This is a genomic window from Stieleria sp. JC731 (assembly GCF_020966635.1).
Taxonomy (GTDB): domain Bacteria; phylum Planctomycetota; class Planctomycetia; order Pirellulales; family Pirellulaceae; genus Stieleria.
In genome coordinates this window covers 962,587-989,040 of record NZ_JAJKFQ010000005.1, presented here as the reverse complement: position 1 = coordinate 989,040, position 26,454 = coordinate 962,587, and the positions used below count along the sequence as shown (strand labels likewise).

Genomic DNA, 26,454 nt, shown 5'->3' with positions numbered 1-26,454 from the left:
GCCCTAGCTGACTCCTTTCGATGCTCGGGCTCTCCATGATGAATCGAACCTATTGGAGAGTCTGTCAGTGCGGTCTCAAACGATCGGTATCGATAAAAGTGCAGCGCTGATGACATCGGCATGGCGTTTATTCAGTGCGACCACTGCTGTGCAAAACGCAAACTTTGCGGAATCAAAGAAACTCGTCTGTCGGCTGTAAACCGATAACAAGTTGAACAGATCGACGGTTTGACAACAACCGACCTGAGATCTGGTGCTCGTCTAACGACCTGTCAATTTTTAGATGTGAACTCTCACAAAGTCGCCAACCCTTCAGCAACACCGGCAGGACAGAACGCTACTTCCACGGATTGAAGAGCGGCAATCAAAGGCAACCGTCTGCTATGCTGCGTGACGTCGCCCAGAACCGATCGATTTTGGATCGTCGTTTTTGTCCGCTTCGACAGAAACAGACGCCGGATCGAACAAGTTGGACTCGTGAAATGGCATCGAGACATAATTGTCGCGGCGCAAGCGTCCAGCTTCGAACAGCCTACGTAGAAAGACGACACCATCAAGATGGCGGTCAAAGTAACGCGAGACATTCGCGGAAATTCTCAATCGTTCGCCAACGCTCATGGCGTTGATACGCTGAATCGATTTGACCAACCCTTGCCGTCCCCGAAAGGCGATGCAGTTCTCACCATCTTGCAAGACCGGCCTGAATCGGTCGTCATATTCGATGATCGGAATCACTCCGACACTCATCGCTTCGATGACGTTGTGGCACATCGGCTGCGCCGCACCAGGACAACAAACGAAGAATTGATGCGCCGCGAGGGTTGACATCCATTGATCAACATCAATCCTGTCGACGGACGTATCAACCAAGACAATATCTTGCACGTTTGAAGCTGCCGCGACGCTTGTGCAGACCTGCTGTGGGAATGCTTGCTGCAACGTGGAGATGATCTCGAGCCTGGAAATCACTCCGAACTGATTCTCCATTTTCGATCGGCCATACCGCTGCTTTTGATTGCCCGCGAAAAAGATGCCATGCTTTGTCTGCTGACGGAGCCGACCGCGATCGGCGATGCTTTCGCTAGTGATTTGGCGTGGGTGAGTCGGGTAAGGCATTGCCATCGTTCCCGGCACCACGTCGCTTCCGATCAGCATTTCGATCAGGTGCTGCCCCGCATGGATCCGATTGGCTTGGTACTCGGCAACATCACAAAGCACGACCGCATGCCCCGGAAAGATCTGCGACGGGGCCAACCATTGAACATGGTCCATCGACAAAAACTGACGCCCCAACGGCTTGTGCGCAATCGCGGCAAGCATCCATTTGCTGCAACGCAAATGGACCTCAAGTCCGGCCTGTGTTGCCAACGCAGCGATACACGTCAAATGTCGCCCGCAATCGAACAACAAATGGTCGGTGTAAAGATCCAACCCGATCGAACCGCGATAATCTGGCCGCAGGAATTCGTCACGCTTCAGCAGAGCCTTTGCAGTCTGAATGCATGACGGATAGCGGAGAAGATGCTTTAGCTTCATTGTTTCAAGCCTCCTATGCCGCCTGACTGGAGCCCATTGAGGATGCCGGTCGGAGCCCCATTTCGAGAAGTGTATTTTTTCCGGAATGTCGTTCGGCAAGATAACCGGCGACACGGACGCAGTTCGCCCGGACTTCCGCAAACTCGGTTTGAACCTGACTGAGAAGCTCGGGAATCTGTTCGATCGATTGATAAATCCATCCGATCTTGTTGCCACCAAGTTCACTTTCGACTTGCCGGACCTGATCCGCTAACCAGCACCGATCAGGGACAATCGCGGCAGCACCACGCACCATCGTCTCGAGCAAAACGCCGCTGCAGCGAGCGACGTAGCGGCTAGGGTCGTATAAGAACAAACCGATGTCAGCGCTATCGAGCCATTGGTGATACTGCAAGTTGTCAAGGTTCCCGTGTTTGATCTCAAGTGGCGCATCGTTGTCCAATCCAGTCGCCAGACCTTGGACAGCTTGTTGATAGAGGTCCGCCATCGAATCGGGAATCACCCGCTGCCAACGATTGGGATCACATTGCATCGAGACACTGAATTGACCGGAACGCATATGATCGAGCTCAATACCGCTAAGCATCGACTTGATCTGGTCGCGTCCTTTTTCCGCTCGCGGTAGTCCTGCCAACAAAAGCTTGATGGGCCGTTGATCAGTTTGTTTGCTGACGTTGGCAGCTACATATGACTTCACAGAAATAGGTTCACGAGTCGGATAGGGAACGTCGCTCGCAACGACTCCGACTGCTCGCATTTGCTCGCGTAGCGGCTCGGTTGTCGCATGCAGTCGAATTCGGTGCGGCCCCGCCTCATGAATCCCTTCAATTGCTTCGTTGATTTGTTCGCCAAACAAATTGGCTCGTCGATCGGGGCGATCATCGTAAACGGCGAAGTGAAAGATGACATGCATCCGCAGCGACTGAAGGGGATTCCCGACCGAAAAACGTTTGACCGCATTGGCAAGTGCAGTCAACTGAAAATCGCCGCCAGTGTTGACCACAACAATGTCATGTTCGCTTGGCTTAAAGTCGCGAAGGGCTTTCAAAAAATTATCGGACCATGCTTCCAGCATCGCAGTCGGTCGGCGTGTCGGCCGACAAAGTAAGTCTGACATCCGCTGACGAAGCCGATTCGTGGTGGTACCGACGGGCCTGCCGCTCAAGTCCCGTTTGCAGTTCGATGGACCATCGATTCCCAGCGACCAGTTTTCCATCCTTCGGACTGAAAAAACCGGGTGAAGTTTAAATGCAGATAAACGCGAATCCTGTTCGCCTGATGCGACCAAACCACCTAGATTGCGATGACTTGCAAGCTCAGCCTGATACCCAAGGGACGAGGCGCCTTCGGCCAGCAAACTGGCGAGTTCCAAATAATGCCCACCGATCGACCGGACGTTGTCGTCGACGAAAAGGATTCTCGGCTGGCATGGCTTCGTCGACATTCGGTCCTTCGGCGTCGAGAGAGTTTGCAGTTTTAGGATGCCTTTTGAAATCAACGAAAACGCAGCGACTCACTCAAGTCGCAATGGGGTTCTCGAACACAATGTTGTGAAAAGGCATTGTCGAAACCTTTTTCTTAGCAAGATTGCTTGTTCAGGTCTACGTTGCATCGCCCCAATCGTGCGTAACACGATTGCGTGATCCACACCCAAGCAGACATCTTGAACCTGCCAATCCGGGGTAAAGAACCAGGCTTATGAATACCGCTTTTGACAGGGCACTTTGACACCAGATTGCGAATTCTCTGTTGACGCCAGCTTGATGATCTTGCTAGCTGGTGAACGCGTGTGGGAGAAATCTTGGCGGTTCTTTCCGGCTTTTTCGAAGCGATGATCAGGCCAAGCGAATCCCAAAACCGGAACTGATCCGATGGCGGCAAAAACATTTGTTAGCTTCCACTGATTAGCCAGCCTTCATCGCTCCGTTGCCCGACCCCGCGAAAACCAAGATCGTTTTGGCATTCATCATGCGAACCGTTTCCACCGCCTCCTTCCGACATTTTCGAATCGCCGTTATGGCGATCGGAATTGCGATGCCATGGGCGATTGCTAGTTTTGCAACGGTTGACGCCGCACCACCGAATGCGTTTCCGTTTCCAGATACAACCCTATCAACGCCTCATGACAGCACACCTGTGTTGAAAACGGCGTCGCCCGCCGTCGCCGAGTCACCATCCTACGTCTTACTTCGAAACGACAACCTGCTTGTCGGACGTGTGTTGCCACTGGGCGAATTGGTCGAAGTCGATCGCGGTGACGGATCGTCACTCCGGGTTTCGGCGCAGCAAATTATGCATGTGGCTCCGTCGATCGAAGCGTTGTACGCGTATCGAAAAAGCAACCGAATCGATGTCGATCTAAAAGCGATTCAAAATGATGTCCGTTGGTACCTTCGATACGGAATGATACGGCAAGCCGCGCAAGATGCCTTGCTGGCTCGAGCACTGGAACCAAGACATCCCGAAACCAGTCGGCTTCTAAAACAGATCGCCTCTCGCTTGCGAAACGAACTCGAACAATCATCACCCAAGCCAGCCGACGCCGAATCTGCGATCCAAACGGTCTCACATGAAGAACCCGCCGAGGAGACTTCACAGCCGTCACAAAACAATTCTGGCCTGCCGGACGAACTTGTCTATCACTTCCAAGCTCGCGTGCAGCCGATCTTTCTTAATCGCTGCAACAATTGCCACACCAAACACGAATCGAACGATCGAGCATTCCAGATCCACCCAGCCTCGCGAGCAAGATGGGCTCCGGCAACAACCGCGCGAGACAACATCGCGTCGATCTTGGAATTCGTTGACCGCGAAAATCCCCAAGCAAGCGTCATCCGCGTCAGGGCGAGCGATGGGCATGGTGGCAGCAATCACTCCTTCGGCAACGAACGCTCGGCAATGATGCAGCGTCTAGACCATTGGCTGAACCAATTGTCAGGAACAAGCAACGGTGATACGAGTCAATTCGGACAGCGTTCGCCAAGCACCAACGCGCACTCGGATGGCACGGAAGCTTTCCAAAGCAACATCACCGCACCCTCTGGGTCGACTCCTGCTTCAGCCGTTTTGAACTCACCTGAGATGCGAGCGGCTCAGTCAATTCCGACACCAACCTCAAACCCTTGGGCAGATCAGAACCTTCAAGAGGATTCGCAAAACTTGCCCCAAAACGGCGCAACGAACGAAGGGGTTCGACGCATGCCCAAAGTCGAAAACCCATTCGACCCTTCGATCTTTAACCGTCGGTTTCATCCGGAGTAGCCTCCAGACCGGAGTCGGCAACTCGCTCGAGCAATAGAATTGCAACGGCCGAAACAATTGCCAGCCCGGCAAGCAGATAAACGCTGCTACCTTCCCACTGCGACGGCGACATCGTCACCATCACGCGTTCTTTCATCTTAAGTGTCGCTGTTTCTGGCGTCGGGATTTGCAAAGGCCAAAGCTTTTCAGCACTTCCCAGCATCAATCCGATCAGCCCCGCCATGGTGATGCTTTTCTTGTGGTCGAGCAACCAATGCAGAAGCCGCGAAAAAGCAAGCAGGCCGAACAGACACCCGCACCCAAAGACGCTTAGCGAAATCAGCGTGTGCAAATCAATGTTTCCCTTTGCCAGCCCCTTCACCATTCCGGTCACTGGGTAATAGACACCCAACAACAGCAATACAAACGCACCGCTGATACCCGGCAAGATCATCGCACAGATCGCGATTGAAGCTGACAAGAACAGATAGACCAAGGAATCTGCACCACCAGTTGGAGACAGCCGGCCAATTGCGACCGCAACCAATGCGCCCAAAACCAGTGCGACGTAGGTAGCGGCTGTCCATTTTGAAATCGAACGCCGCACGATCAACACACTAGCCAGGATCAGCCCGAAGAAGACAGCGAAGGTTTCTGGCATGTGGTTGTCTAGCAACCAGTGCATCAAACCCGCCAAGGTCACAATGCCGCTCAAGATCCCCAGACCGAGTGCACCAAGAAATCGTCCGTCAACATAGACGAAGGCTTCGTGAAGTTTTCCGGCAAGCAAAAGCGAAACGGCGTTCTTATCGATGCGACTGATGGCGGTAATCAATCGTTGATAGTGCCCCAAAATCAAAGCCACGGTGCCGCCGCTTACGCCGGGCACCGTATCCGCTGCCCCCATACAAAACCCGCGAATCACGTTGATAACGTCACCCGCAACACCCCCTTTAGGCGAGGCTCCTGACACGTTTGTTGCCACATTCACCTCATCCGTCGCCGGCACCTGCACAGCCCCGACATCCGGATCATTGTGATCGGTCGGCATGGTTGAGTTGTCGGAGCCTGACATCGGGTGGTTCCCATTCTTGGTGGGGCAGGAAATACTTGGGCAGCAAGTTTGATCCGGATCGGCCATCGGCCCATCCCTAAACATCTCAAATCAACAAGTTTCAACGCGTGATTGAAAACATAATCCAAACGATCGTTCTCGCGATTGTCCAGGGGATTGCCGAATTCCTACCGATCAGTTCTTCAGGACACTTGGTCATTCTCGGGGCGATCTTTCACCAAGTGACCGGTGCAATGCAGAGCGAATCGCCAACAATGGAGATCATTTTGCACGCGGGAACACTCGGATCAATCCTCGTCGTTTTCTGGCGAAGGATCCTTGATCTGCTCAGTAGTGACCGACGTGTTATCCCGCTGCTGATTGTTGGCACCATTCCGGCGGTCATCATCGGACTGACAATCAAGTCGCAGTTCCCAATGATTCTGAAAAACCCGATGCTCGCCGGTGCGATGCTGCTCGTCACTGGAGCCATGCTGCTGGTACTCGGCAAACTTCCGGTTCGTGACGGCAAGTACAAAGAAATGTCATACGCTGCGGCATTCGCTATAGGCTGCTTTCAAGCATTCGCGATCTTGCCAGGCATCAGTCGAAGCGGATCGACGATTCTGGGGGGACGCTTCCTTGGCTTAAAAACTGATGACGCGGTAACGTTTTCCTTTCTGCTTGCGATCCCGGCCATCTCCGGAGCAACAGTTTTGGCAATCAAAGACGTTTTGGAAGAGAGCACCCCATCGCACGGCGCATTTGAACTGGTTGCGGGTGCGGCGATCTCGTTTGTTGTCGGAATCTTCGCGCTTAAGTGGCTTATTGGATGGAGCCGCCAAGAACGCCTGCACTGGTTTGCGGCTTGGTGCATCCCTGCTGGCCTAGTGGTTCTCGGGCTGGGCTACTTTAACTTGGTTTAGCCACAGACTCAGCCTGCTCTGACTGGTCAACGATTTCATCGCTACCGAATACTTCCACCGTGTTCTTCAGGTCACGGTTGCCTTCGGCCACAACATCGTCGGACATCAAAACCCGTTGGAAAAAAAGCATTAACAGCGTGCAAAGATATCGTCGTCCCATTTCACGCATGCGAAGATTGGTCGATCCCCAGGTGCGACCTTCCCAGTTGATCGGGATCTCCTTGATTCGGTAGCCGCTTATCAATGCACTAAGCGACATTTCCAACGTGATGTTGAAGTGACATGCTCGATAGGGACCACAACGGTCGACCACTTCGGCACGGTAGGCTTTGAAGGCGTTGGTCAAATCATTCATCGGCGTCCAAAACATCCACTGAACCATTTTGTTAACGATTCGGTTGACGATCAATTTGACGCGGGGATAGCGTTTGACCTGTGCGCCTTTGACAAACCTGGAACCGAAAACACAGTCGTAGCCTTCTCGAATGGTGTCCAGATATCGCTTGACATCGATCGGGTGATCAGAACGATCTCCCATGTAGACAACGATGACTTCGCCGCGGGCATACTGCAATCCGGTACGAATCGCTCGGCCAAATCCACCAGGAGGCTGTCGACGAATCAATCGGATTGATGGCCAACGTTGCCTGCGTTCTAAGACAACCTTTTCGGTTCCGTCTTGGCTGTTGTCGTTAACAACGATGACCTCGGTATCAATCCCATGCGTCTCGACGAGCAAGTGCATCAGGTCATCCAAACAGGGTCCGATGTTTTCCTGTTCGTTGTAAGCCGGAATCACAATTGAAAGTTCCGGCCGAGACGTCGCTGGTCTGACTTCTGTATCTGTCGCCACGGGTTCGCTAGTTGGGTCTTCGGATCGCTGCACAGCTCTCGGCGGAAAATGCTCGATGTATAACGCGAACGACTTAAACGCGTTGGCTTTGCGCGAGCAATCCGCCAGCGATACCGCCCAAGATCAACATAACCAGAAACGCACCGATTCGACCTTTTGGCTTCTGGAACACAAAGACGAACAAATAGACCACGGTCAAACAAAGCAGTCCGGTGTTTCGATTCTCTCGAAATCCCTCCATGACAAGCTTACCGAAGGCGCCAAAGGAAACCAAAGCACACGCGGTTCCAGACAACTGCAAAAACGCCCGCATCGCATTGAATGCGCCATTGCCATCGATCTGGTTGGCAGACATCAATGCCATCACAGCAAGGGTTGTCGCACTGCACAAAATGAACAGGATCAAGCCGAGCATCCACCACGGCATCCCGGCTTTCTCAGTCATTTCACGCTGCATCTTGTCGGCACGCCGCATATCCTCGGCGGCGCGTTCGAGCGCCATCGCACCGGGCGAAACGTCCAAGCCTTCGGTACGGTGCCCTCGGACCAATTGGCCAGTAGCCTTATTGAATCCACACTTTGTACAGAGAACAGCTTCCGCAGCCATTTCACTGCTGCAGTTCGGACAAACGGCAGCAATGTTGCTGCTGAAGCCTTCCTCATCAAACAAGTCGCTCAGCGGATTGCCAGCCGACACTGTTCCGACACTTTGAGCCGCAGGTGCGGGTGCGGCAGGTACCTGAATCGGGCTTTTGCACTTTGGGCAATTGACCGTTCGACCAGCGAACTGTTCTTTCACCGCAAGCGACTGACCGCACTGGCAACGAATCGGAATCGGCATGGAATCAGAGAAGAGTATGTTTGATGGAGGGCGATCGCGAATTCAAACGCCCGTGGAATGTTGACCGGATGCAAACGGAGTTCGGGTAGCACGCACGACAGGGACTCGGCACTGACGGTTCCGCAGCTGACAGTTCCGCACCGGGATGCATCCGTCCTATTCTAACAAGCGTCGATGACCTCAGGTATTGTCAAATCACCGCTTGATCGCCAACAGCAAGCTTAGCGAGCGATTGACTCCCAGGCTTGGTCTTTCACAAAGTCGCCTTCGACGAAAAACCATCGGAACGAACGCTTCTTCTACGGGGTAAAACGCGACGATCAAAAATCACCAAACTGATAGTGACCGAAGTCTGAATCGGCCTAAGCAACCTGACTTAGGCCTCGAAATCCGCTCTAGAACATCATTGTTCATGTCCGAATGTAGCTGTCCAGCTTTTCGGATCGACGCGTCGTCGTATTCCAAAACCGCTGTGCGGGTTATCCGGGAAATAACGGCCTCCCCCCACGTCTGGAGATCACTAATCGTCCAGACTCGCAGGAGCTGAAAGGTACGCTACATTCAAGCCGCAACAGCGAGTCGGTATTCGCGACCAACGCCGTTGGTCTATGTCGCGTCACGCAATCGATCGACAAAATCTGGGAACGCCGCTCTTACACGAGTCCAGTTCGGAATCGCCTCGGCGCCATTCGGATCGGCGCGAAAGATATCCGCTGCGGTGGTAATGCAGCTCGCAAAGGCGTCGATCATTGTTTCTTCGTTGTGCCGATCGTAGTCCAAGCCATTGATACGAGCATCAGCAGCATATTGACGAATACAATCCTGGGCGGTTCGCAGGAACAGACTCCGTAGTGTGATGAACGCTCCATCGCTCAAGATGACCCCCTGGCTTGCCAAGGTCCGATAGATCGTCGTCAAAATATCGGTCGCCATCTTCATCAGGCCCGCTTGCTTGTTGTGCAACGAAGCATCCTGGTGCTTATGCTCATACAGTCGGCACAGGTCGGCCTGACAAACTCGTTTCAATGCCGTGTTGCGAAAGACTTCTGCCAGCGTACCTACCTCAAGGCCCCAATCGCTGGGAATTCGATTAGTTCTAGCCAAGTTTCGCGTCAGCGAAAATTCACCGGATAACGGATAGCGAAAGTTAGCTAAGAAGTGCACGAACCGGTTGTCGGGAAAGATATTCATCAGTGCCCGCAACAGCGGTGCGACCAACAATCGCACGACACGGCCATGCATTCGGTCGGTGACCCGAGCGTAATACGCTTTGCAGAACTCGAAATCAAACGCCGGGTGAACCATTGGCAAACACAACCGTGACAGCAACGTTCGGTCATAGTCAACAATGTCACAATCGTGTAGCGCGAACACATCGATCGTGGGATCGGCTAGCAGGTAACCAAACGCGGTCCAGACGCTTCGCCCTTTCCCTGGTGTGGATACTGGAATTCCAGCGTCGATCAATTCGTCATAAAGGCCCTGTACCTTGGGGCCATCGGTCCAGAGGACACGGCATCGATCGCCAAGCGGTGCGACCTTTTGGACTGTCTCTTGGTAATCAGCCTCGTTCGGTGCGACTCCTAGAGCCACAACAATCGTTCCCACATAGTCCGCGCCGGTTAGTTCACTGACAATTTTGCCAAACGGTTCGGCGCGCATGTCTGATGCGGTCACCGGTAGCACCAAGCCGACTTTCGAGTGCTGCGTTGCGTTGTGCAACATCTCTTCCATCTGATCCAACCCGCCGGTTCGCAGATCGTGGATCGTCGTGATCAACTCATGTTGGTAGAAGTCAGGCATGATGCACCGCCAGTCCGTAAAAGGGAGCTAAGCCAGCGTCTGCCACCGCGGCAAAACGAATCTATCGGCAGAAAAAGTGTCCGCCGATTGCCGCTTTCGATCAACCCCAGGGGGTAAATGGAGCTAGACAGGTACCGTTATTACGTCGTTAGGATGCTGTAAAGCACTCGCCGCTACTTGATAAAGGGGTTTGCGTAGACGGTCGCGGGACGCGGATCTGCTGAAGCCGCGAGCGCCTTTTCTGACGCGTTGTCGCGAATCCAAGCTTCCAACTCATCCGCCGATTTGTACCCCGTCAAATCACCTATCACTTCACCATCCTCAGTCAGAATCAAACGTGGGATGCTGGAAATTTGGTATTGGTCCGCAAGTGCCTGATGATTGTCCACATTGATTTTGCGGACTTCGACGGGAAGTTTCGCCTTCTTCAGCTCCAACAGTTCCTTGTCGACCATGCGACATGGCGGACACCATGGGGCACCAAACTTCATCAGCACCAGTTTCCCACCGGTCCCATTTCCCATCATGTCGAAACCCGATGATTGGTGCGATGCGACCATCGCATCCGGACCAGATGCAGCAACGCCGTCGGCCGAATCGCTTCCGGATTCGTCGAAATCGATCGCCAATCCCACAAACACCAAAGTTCCAACGACGCTCAAAAGTAGTAGCAAGTGTTTCATTTTCGGTGCCCGAAGATGATGTTGTTTCGGAGGATTCGCGCTCGCAACAAGAAGCGAAGTTGGAGCGAATAGAAGGCGTGGATTCAGCGCAAGCGTTGCTTTCAAGAAATGGTGGAGCAAACCGATGATCCGCCATTGAGGACCATTTTTTACCGGTTCAGCTGACGGCCTACCCTAAACTGCATAGCTGCCCCAACCCGACCTACTCCGCAGACGGATCCACCCTCAACGCCAAACATAGCTGCGGATTTCCGGCTTGAATCCGCGACACGGCACGTGAAATTTTGACCTCGTGCCGTAATCGCTCACGCCCCTCACTAGGACACGAATCAACTTTCTAAAAGACGTGGCAATTGACGCAGCAAGAACCGTGGGATCACGGCGATACATTTGCCGCTGACGGGATCAACAGCGGCAGCTCCAATGAATTGCTGATCGATTCCGGCCCCATCGATCGCGCCGCGCACGACGCCTAAATATCGATTCGCGTTCGCTTGGTCATCAAACCAGATCACGACCGGCAGTCGATCAAAGTAGGCTTCGGTTCCGATCCACCAATGCTGAGCATCAGGGACGCGAACTTGAATGCCTTCCGGGCTGAAAACTTCGCTCAACGCATCTGCCGCTGAAATATCTTTACCTGCTTTAGGCATCATCATGGTGTCAGGATTTAGGTCGCGTTTTGCGGCCTCTTGCCAATTCACAAACGCAGTCGCCCCGTTTCGTTTTGCGAATCGTCGAACCAAGGATGCCAACGGCAATGGTTCGACCAACGGGTCGCCGGAGTTGCCGCCGGTTAAAACGGGCCAACCATCGAGTTGATCTTTGTAAGCCCCGATCCAGCGTTTAACGTTTTGATCATTCAACTTGCCCGCTTCCCCGCGAGCCCTACGGATCGCTTCGCACACCATCACCGCCAACTGCTGTGGCCCTGGGTTAACGGGAATCTCGATCGCCGACGGGTCGCCTTCGGATTGCTGCAACAACTGCCTTGCGGTAAGCACTGCCGACTTGGCGTCTTTCACGTCACTAAAATCGATCGCGTCGGTGACGACTTCTGAAAAACGTGCATCGAGCGGCTTGATCTGAATGCTGCTGTCGTGCTTTTCAAACGAAGCACCTGCCGCTTCACAAGCAGACGTCAACGCCTCTTCAATGCTGACCCATTTGCCAGTTGGCAAGGGAATGCGAGTGGTCAGTGGAGTTCCAACCAGATCAAACGACACCCATTCAAGCTCCATCGGGACGCTTGTCATTTGCGACAGAAACAATGCAAAATCGCCAAAAGGATAGCCGTCCGGATTGGTCGGTTGAAATGCGATCGTCAGTCCCAATGCTGCTGTCAGGTTGACCGACCTCGGCGTTTCAACGGCGACCTCCAACTTGATGTCATCCGCCGCAGCACGATCCAACTGGATTTCATCAAGTGACTTTGGTGCCGGTGCATCCACAGGTAGGTGTGTTCGATCGATATCCATGCCGACCAAAAACGGCTTCAACGCATCGGGAAGCTCGGTCAACGTCGGTGCCTCGGGGCCGCCATCGTTGTTGTTTGCCGGTGGATTATTGGGATCGGCCGGAGTCAAGCCTTCCAACGGATTGGATGGCAACAACAGATTGTCAGGCAGCAATAAGTTCTGAGGCAGTAAATCTGCAGGAGGCTGCATCGCTGGCGGATCAGCGGTCTTGGTATCTTCCGTGTCCGTCGCTGAGTTGTCTTGCGTTGGATCGCTTTCGCTTGGAACGTTCGAAGTCGAATTGGCTGTTTCGGTTTGCGGATCGACATTGGCGTCCGAAGCAGAGTCTTCGGTTGCCGCATCGCCATTTTCGTTCGTCGTCGAATCGGGAACTGGTGAATCCATAGCTGGCGGATCAGCAACGGCAGGATTACTGGAGTTCGCTTGCGCATCGTTTTGGGCAACTTGCGGATCACCATCCGGCGCACTTCCCGTGTTGCTGCCTCCAGGATTACCGCGCATCAGCACCATCACCAAGATGATCAGCGACAACAATCCTGCGACCGCAGACATGACCATGATCGCCAGCTTGCGGCTCTTGGCAGACTTTTCACTTTGCCAATCGAGCGGCGGCGCTGCCGGTGAGGCTAAATCACCAGCAGCGCCAATGCTATCATCACCTTGATTGGCGTCTGATAAACCACTTTCCTCATGCGATTCTTGAACGACTGGCGGCGCAGCGAGACCGCCTTCACTTGCCTGGCTGCCCGTCGGATCGTGCGGTGCCGGCGGCATTCCACCCGCATTCGCATTTCCAATCGAATCCTGAGTGAGAGCATCCGAATCGACCGGGCGATTTCCCAGTTGCACCGGTGGGGTGGAGGTCGCGTTTGCGCGCGACAACTGCACCATCGATTGGCATTTAGGGCAGGCAACGATGCGATCGACCAACGATTCACGCCGGACGCTCAATCGGCTTCCGCAGGTCACGCAGGTGACGGAGTAGGGTTGAAAAGACAAGTCACCGCTCGGGTTTGGGACGACGGTATTGAGAGCGACAAGCGGAACCGCCCCATCATAAATTACAACCTACGTTCGCCTGCCGTGTCTTTATATCTTAACACGGAAGCTCGTCGAACTGGCCACATTGGTGTGGGCCAAAGCTTGGCTGAACGCTAGGATGCATCATAGAAATGTGACCTAAGTTGTAGGAATCCAAGCCAAAGTATTTGCCCACCGCCCCACGATTATCGCGGGCACAGCCCATAAAGTCGTTAAAGTTGATCACATCCCCCATGCTGGACACTCGGCGGTACGACGATCGCGAGCACTTGCTGTTAGCCTCATACGCAATGCACGGTCGTGATACCAAAGGACGCCCTTTCCAAGAACCCGAGCATACTTACCGCGGCCCATTCGCGCGCGACCGCGACCGCATCTTGCATAGCAGTGCCTTTCGACGACTGTCAGGCAAGATGCAAGTCTTTACCGGCGAGATGGGGATCTACCACCGCACGAGACTGACCCACACCTTCGAAGTCGCCTCAATCGCGCGAACGATGGCTCGGGTGCTTCGCCTGAACGAAGACTTGACCGAGGCTTTAGCGCTCGTCCATGACATCGGACACCCACCGTATGGTCATTGCGGCGAGGACGCTCTTAGCGATTGTATGCAACGTGTCGGTGGGTTTTCGCACAATGCGTTTGCGCTCGTTATCGTCGAGCAGTTGGAGAAACGCTACGAGTCGTTTCCGGGATTGAATCTGTCACGAGAAATCCTCGACGGCCAAGACGTCCGCGCACACAAAGCCGAGGCGGCTGTGGGGCGATCGCCGCTCCTTGAGGTTCAGCTTGTCGACGCTTCGGACTCGATGGCTTACGACGCGCACGATGTTGACGACGCCTTGCAATTAGGCTTGCTGACAATGCGTGAGCTGTCGGAACTAGCGATCGTTCGCCGTGCGATGAATTCCATCGCCGCCAAGCACGGTCCTGGTCCCATTCGTCAAGAACGCCAACTGCTCGTTCACGAATTGATTGACTTGCAAGTCACCGATTTCCTGGAAGAGGCTACCGAATGCCTGATACCATTTTCCGGTCAATCATCAAGTGACATTCGTGATGCCGGTGTCCGCTTGGAGCATAGCGATCAACTTCGCCGCGAACGGGCAGAGCTGGAAGCCTTTCTGTTCGAAGCCGTCTATCGCCACCCGAGACTGATCCCAGTTCGACGCGCCGCCTACCACCGCTTGCAAGACATGTTCGAAGTCTTGGCATCGAACCCAAGTCGCTTGCCACTACGATTTCGACGACGATGTGATCACCATCCGATCGAATCGATCGTGGGCGAGTACCTTGCAGGTATGACCGATGCATTCTGCGATTCACAATACCGCTACGCCACCGACGGCAGTACTGGCCCACTTGCGGATTGGTAGACCGCTGGCGAACAGATCAGCAACCTGTTGATTTTCAGGTTTGATCGCTTACAAAGTCACTATCGATTGCCGCAAAACCAGCGAAAATGAACGCTACCTTCACGGAATGAAGGGCGACAATGTAGAGAACCACCTGCAATCGAAGCAGCCCTGGCCGGTTGTCAGCGTCTATTCCACTTCGCCGCACAAGCTGACGATCATTCCCAATTCGAATGCCGCCGTCGCTTTGGCGTGCATCGCGTCGATCGCCTCGGCTTCGCTGGACGCATAAGCCACTTGAATATGGTTGGCTTTGTGACGAGCCATCATTTGGTTTCTTGTCACGCCGCGTAACACCGCATGCATGACCGGCCATTGTGACGTCGTCGCCTGCCAGCGGCGTTCAGTTTCTTCCTGTGGTAGCGAGATCGCATCGGCAAGTCCCAGGTCCATCTTCAATTTGTCGTCTTCCACATAGACGCGCGACCAAACGACGACACCGGGTTTGCTGATCCCTCGGACCGTGCTACCGCCGCTTGGAAAATACATCGGTGGCTGCCGAAAGCCTTCCGCCCCTTTCCAGCCGTCAACGAAGTGCGCCGGTGGGGCGGCGCCACTGATCTCCAAAACCCAGACTTCCTCTTCGGTGCTACCGGACTGATCCGCATCGGACCATCGCAAGTCATGAAGCGTGTTTTCGGTAGGCTGCCCCAAAGCAGCATGAATCCGCTGAGTCAACAGTCCGTCCAGTCCCGCGCATTCATCCACTTCGTTAAAGTGAGTCAACGGAATACCGGGATAGAGTTCCCGCTTGCCGCAGCGTGACATGACCGGTGGTCGATCGGCATTGTTCAACATGCCTTCAACCAGATCGCTCGCAGGCAGTAGATCTTTAAGCCCCTGCTGGTACTGGATCCCAATCGCATCGCAACCGAAATCATCCGCCAATCGGACGGCAGCGATAAACATGCGGCACTGATCTAGAATCTGCGCATCGGTCAGGTCGGTTTCGTGATTCGCACCGGTGTGAAATCGCATTCCGGCTTGATCAAGCCAATCGCGGACCGTTTGAGCTTCCGAATCGCTCACCTGCTTAGTCTCGAAATACAAAGCCGACTGGCTAAGTCGTTCTTTAAAAACCCCCGTAGGGTTCAACAGGTGGTCGGGGATAATCGCATTGAACATCCCCATGCATCCTTCATCGAATACACCCAGGATGGCTTTGTCGGTTCGAAGCGTTTGGGCGATATCCTGTCCGACGTGGCGAGCGTTTTCACTGGCAACCGATGGATCGAATGGCCGCACATGGGAGACGTCATGATCAACTTGGCCGCTGGTCAACCATTGACCAAGCTTGCCCATGAACCACTCATCGTCAAACGTTTCGCTCCACAGAGAACTGTACCGAACGCCTGCTTTGGTCAAAGAACCATTCAGGTTCAGCAAACCGACCAAACCGGGCCAAGTCCCCGACCAATTCGCCACGGTCAAGATCGGACCTCGATGCGTCGTTAGACCTGCCAGCACATGATGTGAATACTGCCACACCGCTTCGGCCACGATGATCGGAGCATCGGGATCGAGCCGCCGGAACACCTCGATGCCTTGTCGCTGTGATGAGATAAAGCCATGGCCGCATGCTTCGTCATAAGCATGACCGCGTTTGACAGCCCAACCAAGCTTTTCGATTGCCGCCGTCAAAGCGGCTTCCATTTCAGACTGAGCTGCCCAGCAAACTTGATTCGCTGATTCACGAAGGTCGCCAGAAGCAACCAGGATGACATGATTGGACATCGATGATTCGAAGGGAACAGAGGGAATGGAAAGGTCGCCAAAGGCTAGTGCTTCGTTCAAACTCGATTTTAGGATTAGCCGTATGGCGTTAGCCAGGGTTTCAGTGCAGTAACCGGGGCTAACGCCCGTCGGCTGATCACCCGAACCCATATTTAGGATTAGCCGTATGGCGTTAGCCACGGTTTCAGAGCGTTAACCGGGGCTAACGCCTGTCGGCTAATGACCCGAACCCGTATTTTCATATCGAACGAAGCACTAAGTGTTTTAAAAACGCATTCGCGCATGAAACGCCAACGCGAATTGGGAATGAACTGACAAAGCTCACATGGCTTAAAGATCATGGCTCCGAAAGCCAATTTCGTTTGCAAGTTAGCTTTCGCCACGTCGTGTTTGGTCGGCTAGACAGCGGTACTGCTGGTAGACTCGATTGTATGTTTCGCGGTCACCAAGATTCGGGTAAACGATTTTCCGATCCACATCATCGACGCTTGCCATGGACTGTGCCGCTTGACCAATCGTTTCAAAACCGCTTCGCGACGGGCCGGCCGCAAACATTCCCAGGACCGCGGCCCCAATCGCCGGACCTTGCTGCGATGGGTGGACCTCGATTTCGGTTGCCAATACATCGGCATAAATTTGCACCACTGCGGGATTGTGATGCGGAAGGCCACCAGTCGCCACAAAGCGGTCGACCGCGATGCCGCCTTCACGCAATACGTCAACGATCCAGCGGACACCGAAGGCAGATGCCTCCAGTAGAGATCGATACAAATGGGCTGGCGTTGTGTCGAGCGAAAGTCCAGTAAACGCACCTTTTACCGATCCATCCATCAATGGCGTTCGGCAGCCGTTCATCCAATCGAGACACAATACGCCTTCTGATCCGGCAGGCAGTTCCAAAGCGTCTTTCGCGAGCTGATCGAACGAGTCGAGATTTAGCAATTTCAATAGCCAAGCAAACGCATCGCCCACGGCTGCCTGACCGGTCTCGTAACCGAAAAGCCCAGGCAAGATTCCTCCGTCGACGATTCCAGCGACACCAGGGACCGCCTGAAACTTTGTTGCATTTAGCATGTGGCAACTGCTGGTCCCCATCACCATGACCAGCGTTCCTGATTCCGCTTCGCCGACGCCAGGAACTCCGCTGTGAGCATCAATGGTGGCTGCCGACACGGCGATCCCGGCAGGCAGTCCTAAACGATCTGCCATCTCCTCGCATAGGACACCGGCCTTTTCGCCTGGCGAAAGCAATCGCCCCGGCATTTTCTTTGCAGCAACCTCAGCAAGCTTGGGATCCACCGCTGCCAAGTAGTCGGCGTTTGCGTATCCATCTTCCGACGACCACAACGCTTTGTATCCCGCTTGGCATGTGGAGCGAGGCAACGATGGGGCATCGCATCCGACCAATTGCCAAACGAACCAATCTCCTGCTTCCAGCCAAACCTCGGCAGCATCAGCAACCTCGGGCGCCAATTCGATTGTTTCGAGCACCTTCGGAAAGAACCACTCCAGCCCAATGATTCCGCCATATCGAGACAAGAACGATTCGTTGCGATCGCGCGCGATTCTGTTCATCCGATCGGTCTGATCGATCGCGCCGTGATGCTTCCACAGTTTGGGCCAAGCCAATGGCGTGTGCTGAAAGGACTCCGTTTCACAAAGCGGCGTGCCATCGGCAAGTGTTGGAAGCATCGTGCAACTTGTAAAGTCGACACCGATGCCGACGATGCGATCCCTTGAGACACCGTTCTGCTGGACGGCCAAGCGAGTCGCCTCGGCTGCCGATTCGATCCAATCGAGCGGTGCTTGCAATGCGAACCTTGGCGGCAACTGAGCCTGACTTGTTGGCAATCGGTCAACAATCTGACCGTGAGCATAGGAGCTTGAGGCGACACCAAGTTCGTTGCCTTCGCTATCGATCAAGACCGCACGGACGGATTCGGTGCCGAAGTCCAATCCGAGTGCGATTGGCAAATCAGTTTGCATGCTCATAGAAGGCGGGGACAGGAATGCTGAAGAGGATGAATCCGCCGGGAGGCTGCTGACGGAGGTTCGGTGGGAAGACCCGAGATTCTATCAATGTCAGCGATCGGCGTGTGGAGGGTTCCCCCGTCCCAAGCGGAAAGCACTGCGAATGCGGCGAAGAAGCAACGCCTGATGAACAACACTCCCTGATCAGGAACATTGCCGGGCGATCGATTCAGCGAACCGGCGTGAAATCTTCAGGAACCACCAATGTCACTCTCATCGGCAAACTTTCAATCGTCACAGGCAAGTGCCCGGCATAGTCACCGTCGAGTTCAAACGCGACGCGTTGATCCGATTCGATGCGAAGTCGTGGGGTTTGAAATCGGCAAACGTCACGTTGGCGATCCAAGCGTCCCGTCATCGCCCCGTATAGATAGCGAATTCCTTTGTAGATCCCCGATCCGCACATCGCGGTGATGTCCAGCTTCCCATCATTTCCAATTGCGGAAGGTGCGATCTGCAACCCAGCTGCGTAGCGAGGCAAATTGAACGCCATCGCCCAGCGGCAGGTCGTTACCTGGACCGCCGATCCATCATCATCAAGCTCGCAAACACGAATCGCGGGAAATTGATACCGAGTTAGCGTGTTCAGAATCGGCAGCAGATAGCTGAGCCGACGGATGTGGCCTTTTCGACGCAGGTGTAACCGGCGCACGACTTCGGCATCAAAACCTGCTGTCGCCATAATCAAAAACAGCTGCCCGTTTGCGGTGGCTGCATCGATGCGGTGCAAGTATCCGGTGGCCAATGTTTTTAAAATAGACTCGGCTTCAGCGGATTGACCGACCATCCGTCCGACCAAGTTTTCGGTCCCCATCGGCATCGTCAAAAGAGGCGTCTCAGGCAGGGTCTTCGACGCGACCAAGCCAAGTGTTCCGTCGCCTCCAGCACAGACGACAACGGGCTGCTGATCCCCCACCTCTGCGGCGTACTTAATGAGTCGCTCCAGTTCCGCTGGCGAGTGCATGACCGAACATTTCAAGCCTCGCTGTGAGAGCATCTCCTCCAGACGTGGGACTTGTTCACGGTTGGCTCCGCTACCGGCTTTGGGACTGGTGAAAACGATGATCTGTCGCGAAAGCAAATCCATGTTGTCGTTCGATTGTTTCGGTGCCGGTACGACGAGTGTGGAATCAGACATAGCGATTGCAGTAGTGACTGTGTACGGGAAAGCATTTGCAACCGACGGAGCAACCGCCAGCCAAACTCACCGATCGATTCACACCCCGATATTCAAGCCGTACTTATCTGGCACAGCTTAGCAAGTCCGGTTTACTGCCCAGGGTAACTCAGCCCCCAACCATTTCCGGGAAACACAGGTTTCATGCCAGCGACGGAAAAATTCTTGTCAAATCGGTCAACCGGTAGCCAATCAGAGCCCAAATCTGCCTTGTGGCGGCGCTTGCCGGAGTGATACCACCGCCTTTGGTGCAAAAGCTGCCAATGCGCTCGCCGCACCAACCTTGGTCAAATCCAAGAACTTGTATGGTCCGTCATGGACGACGAACCCAATCGCTTGCCGGAAAAGCCTGTTTTCGCCTTATGGAACTACCCCAGAATCTCGGCCACAAAGCCAAGTGCATCCTGATGGTATTCGTCATCGCCTGTGTCGGCGCCGGACCCGTGTCCGGTCAGTTCGGCGGAGCTGGCGGAATGGGAGGCGCCGGAGCTGGCGGCAGCGGTGGAGCCCCCGGGCCCGCAGAAAGGCCAAAATTTCGCGATCACATCCACAGCCTTGACGCGCTGCCGCTCGGTCAAGAAACCGGCGAGACCGTTGTTACCGATGTCGTCATCCAAGGCAACAAATCGGTCGGCGAACATGCGATTTCGCAAAAGCTACAAACTAAAAAGGGACGTTTCTACAGCCGTGAAACGCTGCTGGGAGACGTCCGTCGACTGAACGAGATGAAGGTCTTCGATCACGTCACCTTCCGCGAAAAGGAAGGCCCACAAGGCGTCGCGGTGACATTCATCGTCCATGAACGCCCGCTCGTCACCGAAGTCATCTACCACGGTGCACGTGGCATGGGCGAACGCGAACTGGCAGGCCGTGCGGGCATTGCCGTTGGCGATCCGCTGAGCGAATTTTCGATCGAATCCGCCCGCCGCCGAATGATGGACTTTTATCGCGAAAAAGGTTTCAACCAAGTCGCGATCACAACCTCAATCGGATTCGGTGATGTCCCCGGACGGGTCGTCTTTCGAATTAACGAAGGTCCCCTGGAGCGGATCAAGTCAATCGAAGTGATCGGAAACACGATCCTGAGCGAAGCACGACTGAAGAAAATCATCAAAAGCCGCGGCCCATTCATGCGACTTGGCTTGTGGACGTTCAACCGAGCCAACCTCGCCCAGATCGACCAAGACAAAGATCTGCTCGCGTCGCACTATCACAACCTTGGATACCTAACCGCCACCGTCGGACGCCAAATCAGCTACGACAAAGACGGCAAGTTCATGCATGTGAAGTACGTGATCAACGAAGGTCAGCGATTCCAAATCAAGAACATTCAGATTGTCGGAAACCAGTTTGTCACCGAGGATTCACTGAGTCAGCGACTGGAACTGAAACCTGGCGACATGTTCGATGGCACCGTCCTGAAACGCGATGTCGGCGAATTGGTCTACGGTTATGGCGAACTCGGATTCATCTACGCCGATGTCCAACCGCAAACGATCATGCGTGAAGAAGAGAACATGGTCGACTTGGTTTACAAAATCGAAGAAGGCGACCGTTGGAAAATTGGCGAGATCCGCGTCAACATCGAAGGTGAACCACACCTGATGCGTGAAACCGTCATGTTGAATCTTCTCGACTTGCACGAAGGCGACTTTATCGACCGCCGACTGTTGGAAGTTGCCCGTCGCCGGATGGCCCGTGGACAACTGCTTGAAACCAATCCACAGATTGCAGACCCACCGGACATCATCGTCGAGCCGAAGGAGGATGCGTACTAATGAATCCTCACATGCCCCACGCAACCGGCAAACGCCAAGTCCACTCCCAGAATAACCTTTTGCAGAAACGGCCAACGATGCTTCGAAATGATCGTCAAGCCAACTCCGAACCAGCCAACGCTTGTGCCCTCGACAAGTCGTTGCTCGGAGGCGACTCACCCAAGCGAACCAAGAAGCGATGGAAGTCAATCGTTTCGGCTGCGATCGCGGCATTGGGGCTGACTGCAACCGATTCTGCTTATCAGCAAGCGTCAGCACAGCAGTTCGATCCCTACGGCAGTGGCTACACGCAGACGACGACGCCTTCGCAGTATCAGGTTCAACCCGGCTACAGCACTCCACCGTCCTACACCAACAGTCCGACCTACACGTCACCACCGACGACCAACTACCCGCCAGCACAAACCTACGTGCCGCCACCGGTACCGCAAACCACGGTGCCGTCAACGAGCTTCCCACCACAGTCATTTGGCCCTCGCCAACGCGTGCTGCTTCCTGGCAATTCGGTTCCAGGCAGCGGAACGGCGTATCCGCCGATCGGTACCGATCCGGTCTACACGCCAAACGTTCGCGTTGCCGATCTAATCATCAACGGATTCCCGGCACGGACCGGCCGAATCATGCTTGGCGGTGCCGTCAACAGTGATGCCGGTGTGACGGGACAGATCACGGTTGACGAACGCAACTTCGACATCATGCGTTGGCCACGATCGTTCAGCGATCTTTTCAGCGGAACGGCGTTCCGAGGTGCCGGCCAAACGTTCCGATTGGAAGCCGCTCCGGGTAGCGTCTTTGACCGCTACAGTATGCAATTTGCCGACCCCAACTTGTTCGGGTATCTCCCGATCAGCTTCTCGGCAAGTGGATTCCTTTACGACCGACGTTTTGACGACTGGGACGAAGAGCGCCTTGGTGCGCGTTTTTCGCTGGGTTACCGGATCACGCCTGACCTGTCGCTGGCAGTCGGTGTTGGCGGACAAAATGTTGACATCAGCCGCATTCGCTTGCCCGGCGTGTCACCAGAGCTTGACGCTTTGGTTGGCGACAACGAGCTTTACACCGGGAATATCACGCTGACTCACAATACGCGTGACAACCCAATCCAGCCCAGCGAAGGGCACTACTTTCAATTCAAATTCGAAGAAGCGTTCGGCGACTTTGACTACGCCCGTTTCGAACTGGAATATCGCACGTACTGGCTGCTGGCTCAGCGAGCGGACGGCAGCGGAAAGCAAACCGTTTCCTACAGCACTCAGTTCGGCTACAGCGGCGACGAAACGCCGATCTTTGAACACTTCTTCGCTGGCGGTTACGCCACACTCCGCGGATTCGACTTCCGCGGTGCCGGCCCCGTCGAAGGCGGTGCTAATGGGATCCAAGTTGGGGGCCAATTCCAATGGCTAAACTCAGTGGAGTATATGTTCCCCATAACTGCAGATGACGCGTTTCGGGGCGTCGTATTCTGCGATTTTGGTACCGTAGAAGACAGTGTAAAGCTGGATTCTGATACATTCCGTGTGGCACCTGGTGTCGGTTTTCGCGTCGCGATTCCAGCCCTGGGCCCTGCACCGCTCGCGTTCGACTTTGCGTTTCCCGTCAACAAAGGGGAATTCGACGACGAGAGGATGTTCAGCTTTTACATGAGCCTTATCAAATAGCCTGTTCGAACCTTAGCTCTTGAAGTACATGACCGTTCCGTGGTCCCAGCAGATCCAGCAGCGGTACCAGTGTGTGCTCGCCGAAGACCTTTGTGAGTGGTTTGACAGCGGAATCTGGAAACACGCTGACGACGGTTGTGGTCAGCGTTTCCTGCAAGCTGTCGCCCCACAAGACTTGCTTGAACCTGCACCGCAGGCAATCTGGCCGGCATTGATGCCCTGTGATCTGCTGCCCATCATTTCCAATGGCTTGGGCGATTACCTTTGCATGCGAATGGGTCCAGACAATTCCATTCGTGAATATGTCCATTGGTATCACGGCGGCGGTGACTGGATCCCTTGGGGCAAGACCCTTGCCGAAGCATTGCTGTTCGATTCCATTCGGCAGAACCTTCCGGGCGGACAGCGGGATCATGCTTTCGCTGCCGCGATCGAACACACCTTGCTAGCCGATGACGTGCACCCCATTGATCGATGGACGCGGCAGTGGCTTAAAAACAAACATGGTGTCACCCTAGGCGACCGAAAAGGTCACGAGATCGCCAACACCGTATTGGAACTTGGCATCGCCGAAGCTGCCGTTCGCTGCCAGTTGTGTATTGCAGCTCTAGAGAATCCGCTGCTGCACGAACTTGATGATCCACATTGGCGAATGATCCCACCAGATCAGCGTCAGCGATACTTGTTCGATTGTGGATTGCTACCCGGCGCGGTGATCGAATCAATCCCGATGGAGCCGAGCGATTTGTGCGCCGCACAAGACTGGGATGCGGTCGCGGCAAATTGCGAACAGGTCACAAACCAACGCGATGACTTGGCTTGGGCATGGGACCTTTGGGGCTACAGCTTTGAACGCTTAGGCCTGCAAAAGCGTGCGATCGATTGTTATCGACGAAGCCTTCGCTGTTCTATCTTCACCGATCAAACCGTTCGCGTTCGCACGCATACGTTTGTTAAAGAGGGACAAAAGTTCTCGGCAACTCGTTTGATGCAGCTCGAATATCAATCGAACGACACTAGCGAGCAAGCCTATTTGCAATGCTTGGCTTGCCCGAAACCGGATGAACGTCGCAAGTTGGTTCGCGAGTATTTCTCGGATCTTGCGGCGTCAGCCAATGGGTCTGATGCGCACGACTATTGGGTCAAAGCGGGCTGGGACTTGGGCGCCGAACCCATGACAGCCTACGGTGATCTGCTGACAAAAATTGAAACAACCGCGGCCGAAGCAGGGCGGATGGCTTTGTCGGCAATTGCACAAACTCATCGACAGTGCTTCAAAGATCGCTACGGCTTGTAGGCCACGGTTATCCATGCAAGAACCGCCGCTAACGCGGTGCGGCTCATAGGGCTGCTGCTTGATTTTACGATCAGGCGATGGGCGTTAGCCACGGTTGTCCATACAAGAACCGCCGCTAGCGCGGTGCGGCTCATGGGGCTGCTGCTTGATTTTCCGATCAGCCGATGGGCGTTAGCCACGGTTGTCCATGCAAGAACCGCCGCTAGCGCGGTGCGGCTGATAGCCTAAATTCCAAAGGTCGCTAGGGAACGATGAACTTTTTCAGATCCAACGTTGACCTCCCAATGGACTGATAGAAATAACTCAGCCCTTCGCGGTTGAACGAAACGACATTGCCGTCAGGAAAGAAGGCGACGACAACTTCGCCAATCTTCAGATTTTCAACACTGTCGAAAGCTTCATGCGCACCGTGAAGCACACGTTCTTGATCCAACGATTGATTGATCTCGGCGGCGACTTTTTTGATATCGGTGTTGTTCAGGTCATCGACAAATGCACCAGGGTCGCGTCCCAAACGTGCATTCGCGTCATTGTCGACCAACAACGCAAGGTTTCGCCCTTTCGCATTGGGATCGATCACTCCCATCAAGTCATAATCGCCGACGAGAGGCTTCCCTGAAACAGGGTCGATCACTTGATTGGGTCGAACCGGCCAATCAGCGTTTGCCAAATCGATGGTGTCGCCATCAAGATTGCGGGCGACCTTCCCAGTATCATCAACAACAAAATACTTCTTGTTAGAACCCGAACGAACCGTTTGCAGTGCTTTGGTAACTTCGCTCGGTCCCTTGCAAGTGACAATGCCGGTATCCTTGCTGGTGTTCATTTTGATTTCCCTAGGCTTGGCAGGGAAATTTTTCTCGATCCATCGGACCGATTTCGGGTTGGTCTGACGAACCAAGATGATACGAGGCCGAGCCGGATTGGAAGCCACTCGCCTGAACACGCTGAAGTGTGCCGGGGGCATTCCGGCATCGGTTGCACTGGCAGCTTTGACGAGCCCACGCATGTTGCGAATCTTAGGGCCTAGGTTCTTTGCACCTTTCGCGATCATCGCCATGAACGCGGCAACCCCGACCACGGCGATAAAGTTGGCAAGGTGCGTCGAAGCTTTGTCAAGTTCGCTGTCCGAGCGAGCTTTGCAGGTTAAATCAACGAACGCAACAAAGTCTCCTCCGACGGACCAGACCTGCCAGCCCAAGAACCCAAGTCCTAGCACAAGCAACAAAGCATCGGCAACGAATCCGATCCCGAAGTAGTGCGACCCTCCCCAGATAACCAAGACGGCAATCATGATCGCCAGACTTGACGGCGACAGCATGGCCGCGAACTCTTCTTGGATCTCCGCCGGCAACTTGGGAACCGTGCGTTTTAACACGTTCGCAAATCGATCTTCCAGCGGCATCGCCTGAACATCCGTGTGTGCAGCCCCCAGCACCCCCGGAACAGGTGTAAACCGACACTGTTGTGTGCCGGAATCATAGGTCAACGTACCACCGCTTCCGATCGGGCCTGGATTCCGAAAATCTGTCATCGTTTACACACTACCAAGTCTTTCCACAGTCAATGCTTAACACCGCGTTTACTTTTGATCATCGTTCAATGAACACATCTGTTGCGTCAAATCGATCACTTTTTATCAATCGAGACAAAGCATCTTCGACAGGAAGCTTTCGCACTTAGGGAAACACAAACCGATGACAAATTCATTGGCGGCAAGACAGCTGCACTTTGGTTCTATCGCTTGCTGGTGACAGCCAAACATCTTTTGGCATCAGTTCTAAATACTGCGGCAAGTCCCAACTGACCAGCATTGCGACTCGATCAGTTTGAATCAATTTCAACGCCATCGATTTGCACAAACCATCCGCATTAGGCGAGATAACACAACTTACCCAACACCAGTGTC

The 26,454-nt window shown here is 54.2% G+C and carries 19 protein-coding genes; 7 read left to right on the top strand and 12 right to left on the bottom strand.

What is annotated here, in order from left to right; translation table 11 throughout:
• Positions 1–381: 381 nt before the first annotated feature.
• Positions 382–1,536 (bottom strand): hypothetical protein, encoded by a 1,155-nt coding sequence (locus tag LOC67_RS14645; RefSeq protein WP_230263352.1) that lies wholly within the window; start codon positions 1,534–1,536, stop codon positions 382–384.
• 13 nt (positions 1,537–1,549) lie between these two features.
• Complete coding sequence (locus LOC67_RS14640) at positions 1,550–2,980, bottom strand: hypothetical protein (protein WP_230263351.1); 1,431 nt, start codon at positions 2,978–2,980, stop codon at positions 1,550–1,552.
• A 572-nt stretch (positions 2,981–3,552) separates the two neighbouring features.
• Here LOC67_RS14640 and LOC67_RS14635 point away from each other — a divergent pair.
• Positions 3,553–4,797, top strand: a complete 1,245-nt coding sequence (locus LOC67_RS14635) for a hypothetical protein (protein WP_230263350.1) — start codon at positions 3,553–3,555, stop codon at positions 4,795–4,797.
• Here LOC67_RS14635 and LOC67_RS14630 read toward each other — a convergent pair.
• Positions 4,772–5,851 carry a DUF368 domain-containing protein gene (locus LOC67_RS14630; protein WP_230263349.1) on the bottom strand — a complete coding sequence of 360 codons (1,080 nt, stop codon included), beginning with the start codon at positions 5,849–5,851 and terminating at the stop codon, positions 4,772–4,774. The two genes, LOC67_RS14635 and LOC67_RS14630, sit on opposite strands and share 26 nt — an antisense overlap.
• 107 nt (positions 5,852–5,958) lie before the next feature.
• Here LOC67_RS14630 and LOC67_RS14625 point away from each other — a divergent pair, with 107 nt between their 5' ends.
• On the top strand, positions 5,959–6,756 hold the full coding sequence (locus LOC67_RS14625; RefSeq protein ID WP_230263348.1) for an undecaprenyl-diphosphate phosphatase: 798 nt from the start codon (positions 5,959–5,961) through the stop codon (positions 6,754–6,756).
• Here the strand turns inward: LOC67_RS14625 and LOC67_RS14620 are convergent.
• From LOC67_RS14620 to LOC67_RS14600, 5 genes are all read right to left on the bottom strand, one after another.
• A complete protein-coding gene (locus tag LOC67_RS14620) occupies positions 6,743–7,609 on the bottom strand; it encodes a glycosyltransferase family 2 protein (RefSeq protein WP_230263347.1) in 867 nt (288 codons plus the stop codon). The genes LOC67_RS14625 and LOC67_RS14620 overlap by 14 nt on opposite strands.
• A 73-nt stretch (positions 7,610–7,682) precedes the next feature.
• Complete coding sequence (locus tag LOC67_RS14615) at positions 7,683–8,450, bottom strand: hypothetical protein (protein ID WP_230263346.1); 768 nt, start codon at positions 8,448–8,450, stop codon at positions 7,683–7,685.
• A gap of 606 nt (positions 8,451–9,056) precedes the next feature.
• A complete protein-coding gene (locus LOC67_RS14610; RefSeq protein ID WP_230263345.1) occupies positions 9,057–10,253 on the bottom strand; it encodes a glycosyl transferase in 1,197 nt (398 codons plus the stop codon).
• A gap of 173 nt (positions 10,254–10,426) precedes the next feature.
• Entirely contained in the window at positions 10,427–10,936 is a 510-nt protein-coding gene (locus LOC67_RS14605) for a thioredoxin family protein (RefSeq protein ID WP_230263344.1), read from the bottom strand.
• Between the two features lie 329 nt (positions 10,937–11,265).
• Complete coding sequence (locus LOC67_RS14600) at positions 11,266–13,413, bottom strand: hypothetical protein (protein WP_230263343.1); 2,148 nt, start codon at positions 13,411–13,413, stop codon at positions 11,266–11,268.
• Positions 13,414–13,688: 275 nt separating this feature from the next.
• Between LOC67_RS14600 and dgt the strand changes: the two genes are divergently transcribed.
• Positions 13,689–14,831, top strand: coding sequence for a dGTP triphosphohydrolase (gene dgt, locus LOC67_RS14595; protein WP_230263342.1), 1,143 nt, complete (start codon positions 13,689–13,691; stop codon positions 14,829–14,831).
• A gap of 168 nt (positions 14,832–14,999) precedes the next feature.
• Here dgt and LOC67_RS14590 read toward each other — a convergent pair whose 3' ends face one another.
• The 3 genes from LOC67_RS14590 to LOC67_RS14580 all read right to left on the bottom strand — a co-directional run bounded on the left by LOC67_RS14590 (position 15,000) and on the right by LOC67_RS14580 (position 19,722).
• The gene (locus LOC67_RS14590; protein WP_230263341.1) at positions 15,000–16,604 is read right to left on the bottom strand and encodes a fucose isomerase; all 1,605 of its coding nucleotides are present in this window, start codon (positions 16,602–16,604) and stop codon (positions 15,000–15,002) included.
• A 369-nt stretch (positions 16,605–16,973) separates the two neighbouring features.
• Positions 16,974–18,590 (bottom strand): ribulokinase, encoded by a 1,617-nt coding sequence (locus tag LOC67_RS14585; protein WP_230263340.1) that lies wholly within the window; start codon positions 18,588–18,590, stop codon positions 16,974–16,976.
• Positions 18,591–18,804: 214 nt separating this feature from the next.
• Positions 18,805–19,722 (bottom strand): diacylglycerol/lipid kinase family protein, encoded by a 918-nt coding sequence (locus LOC67_RS14580; protein ID WP_230263339.1) that lies wholly within the window; start codon positions 19,720–19,722, stop codon positions 18,805–18,807.
• A gap of 395 nt (positions 19,723–20,117) precedes the next feature.
• On the opposite strand from LOC67_RS14580, the gene LOC67_RS14575 reads away from it, so the two are divergent.
• From LOC67_RS14575 to LOC67_RS14565, 3 genes are read left to right on the top strand one after another with little or no spacing between them, the layout of a single operon-like run.
• Positions 20,118–21,590 (top strand): outer membrane protein assembly factor, encoded by a 1,473-nt coding sequence (locus tag LOC67_RS14575; protein ID WP_230263338.1) that lies wholly within the window; start codon positions 20,118–20,120, stop codon positions 21,588–21,590.
• 11 nt (positions 21,591–21,601) lie between these two features.
• Positions 21,602–23,248 carry an outer membrane protein assembly factor gene (locus LOC67_RS14570; protein WP_230263337.1) on the top strand — a complete coding sequence of 549 codons (1,647 nt, stop codon included), beginning with the start codon at positions 21,602–21,604 and terminating at the stop codon, positions 23,246–23,248.
• A gap of 19 nt (positions 23,249–23,267) precedes the next feature.
• Positions 23,268–24,545 carry an SMI1/KNR4 family protein gene (locus LOC67_RS14565; RefSeq protein ID WP_230263336.1) on the top strand — a complete coding sequence of 426 codons (1,278 nt, stop codon included), beginning with the start codon at positions 23,268–23,270 and terminating at the stop codon, positions 24,543–24,545.
• Positions 24,546–24,786: 241 nt separating this feature from the next.
• Here LOC67_RS14565 and LOC67_RS14560 read toward each other — a convergent pair whose 3' ends face one another.
• Entirely contained in the window at positions 24,787–26,079 is a 1,293-nt protein-coding gene (locus LOC67_RS14560; RefSeq protein WP_230263335.1) for a hypothetical protein, read from the bottom strand.
• A gap of 81 nt (positions 26,080–26,160) precedes the next feature.
• Between LOC67_RS14560 and LOC67_RS14555 the strand changes: the two genes are divergently transcribed.
• Positions 26,161–26,352 (top strand): hypothetical protein, encoded by a 192-nt coding sequence (locus LOC67_RS14555; protein WP_230263334.1) that lies wholly within the window; start codon positions 26,161–26,163, stop codon positions 26,350–26,352.
• Positions 26,353–26,454: the final 102 nt, after the last annotated feature.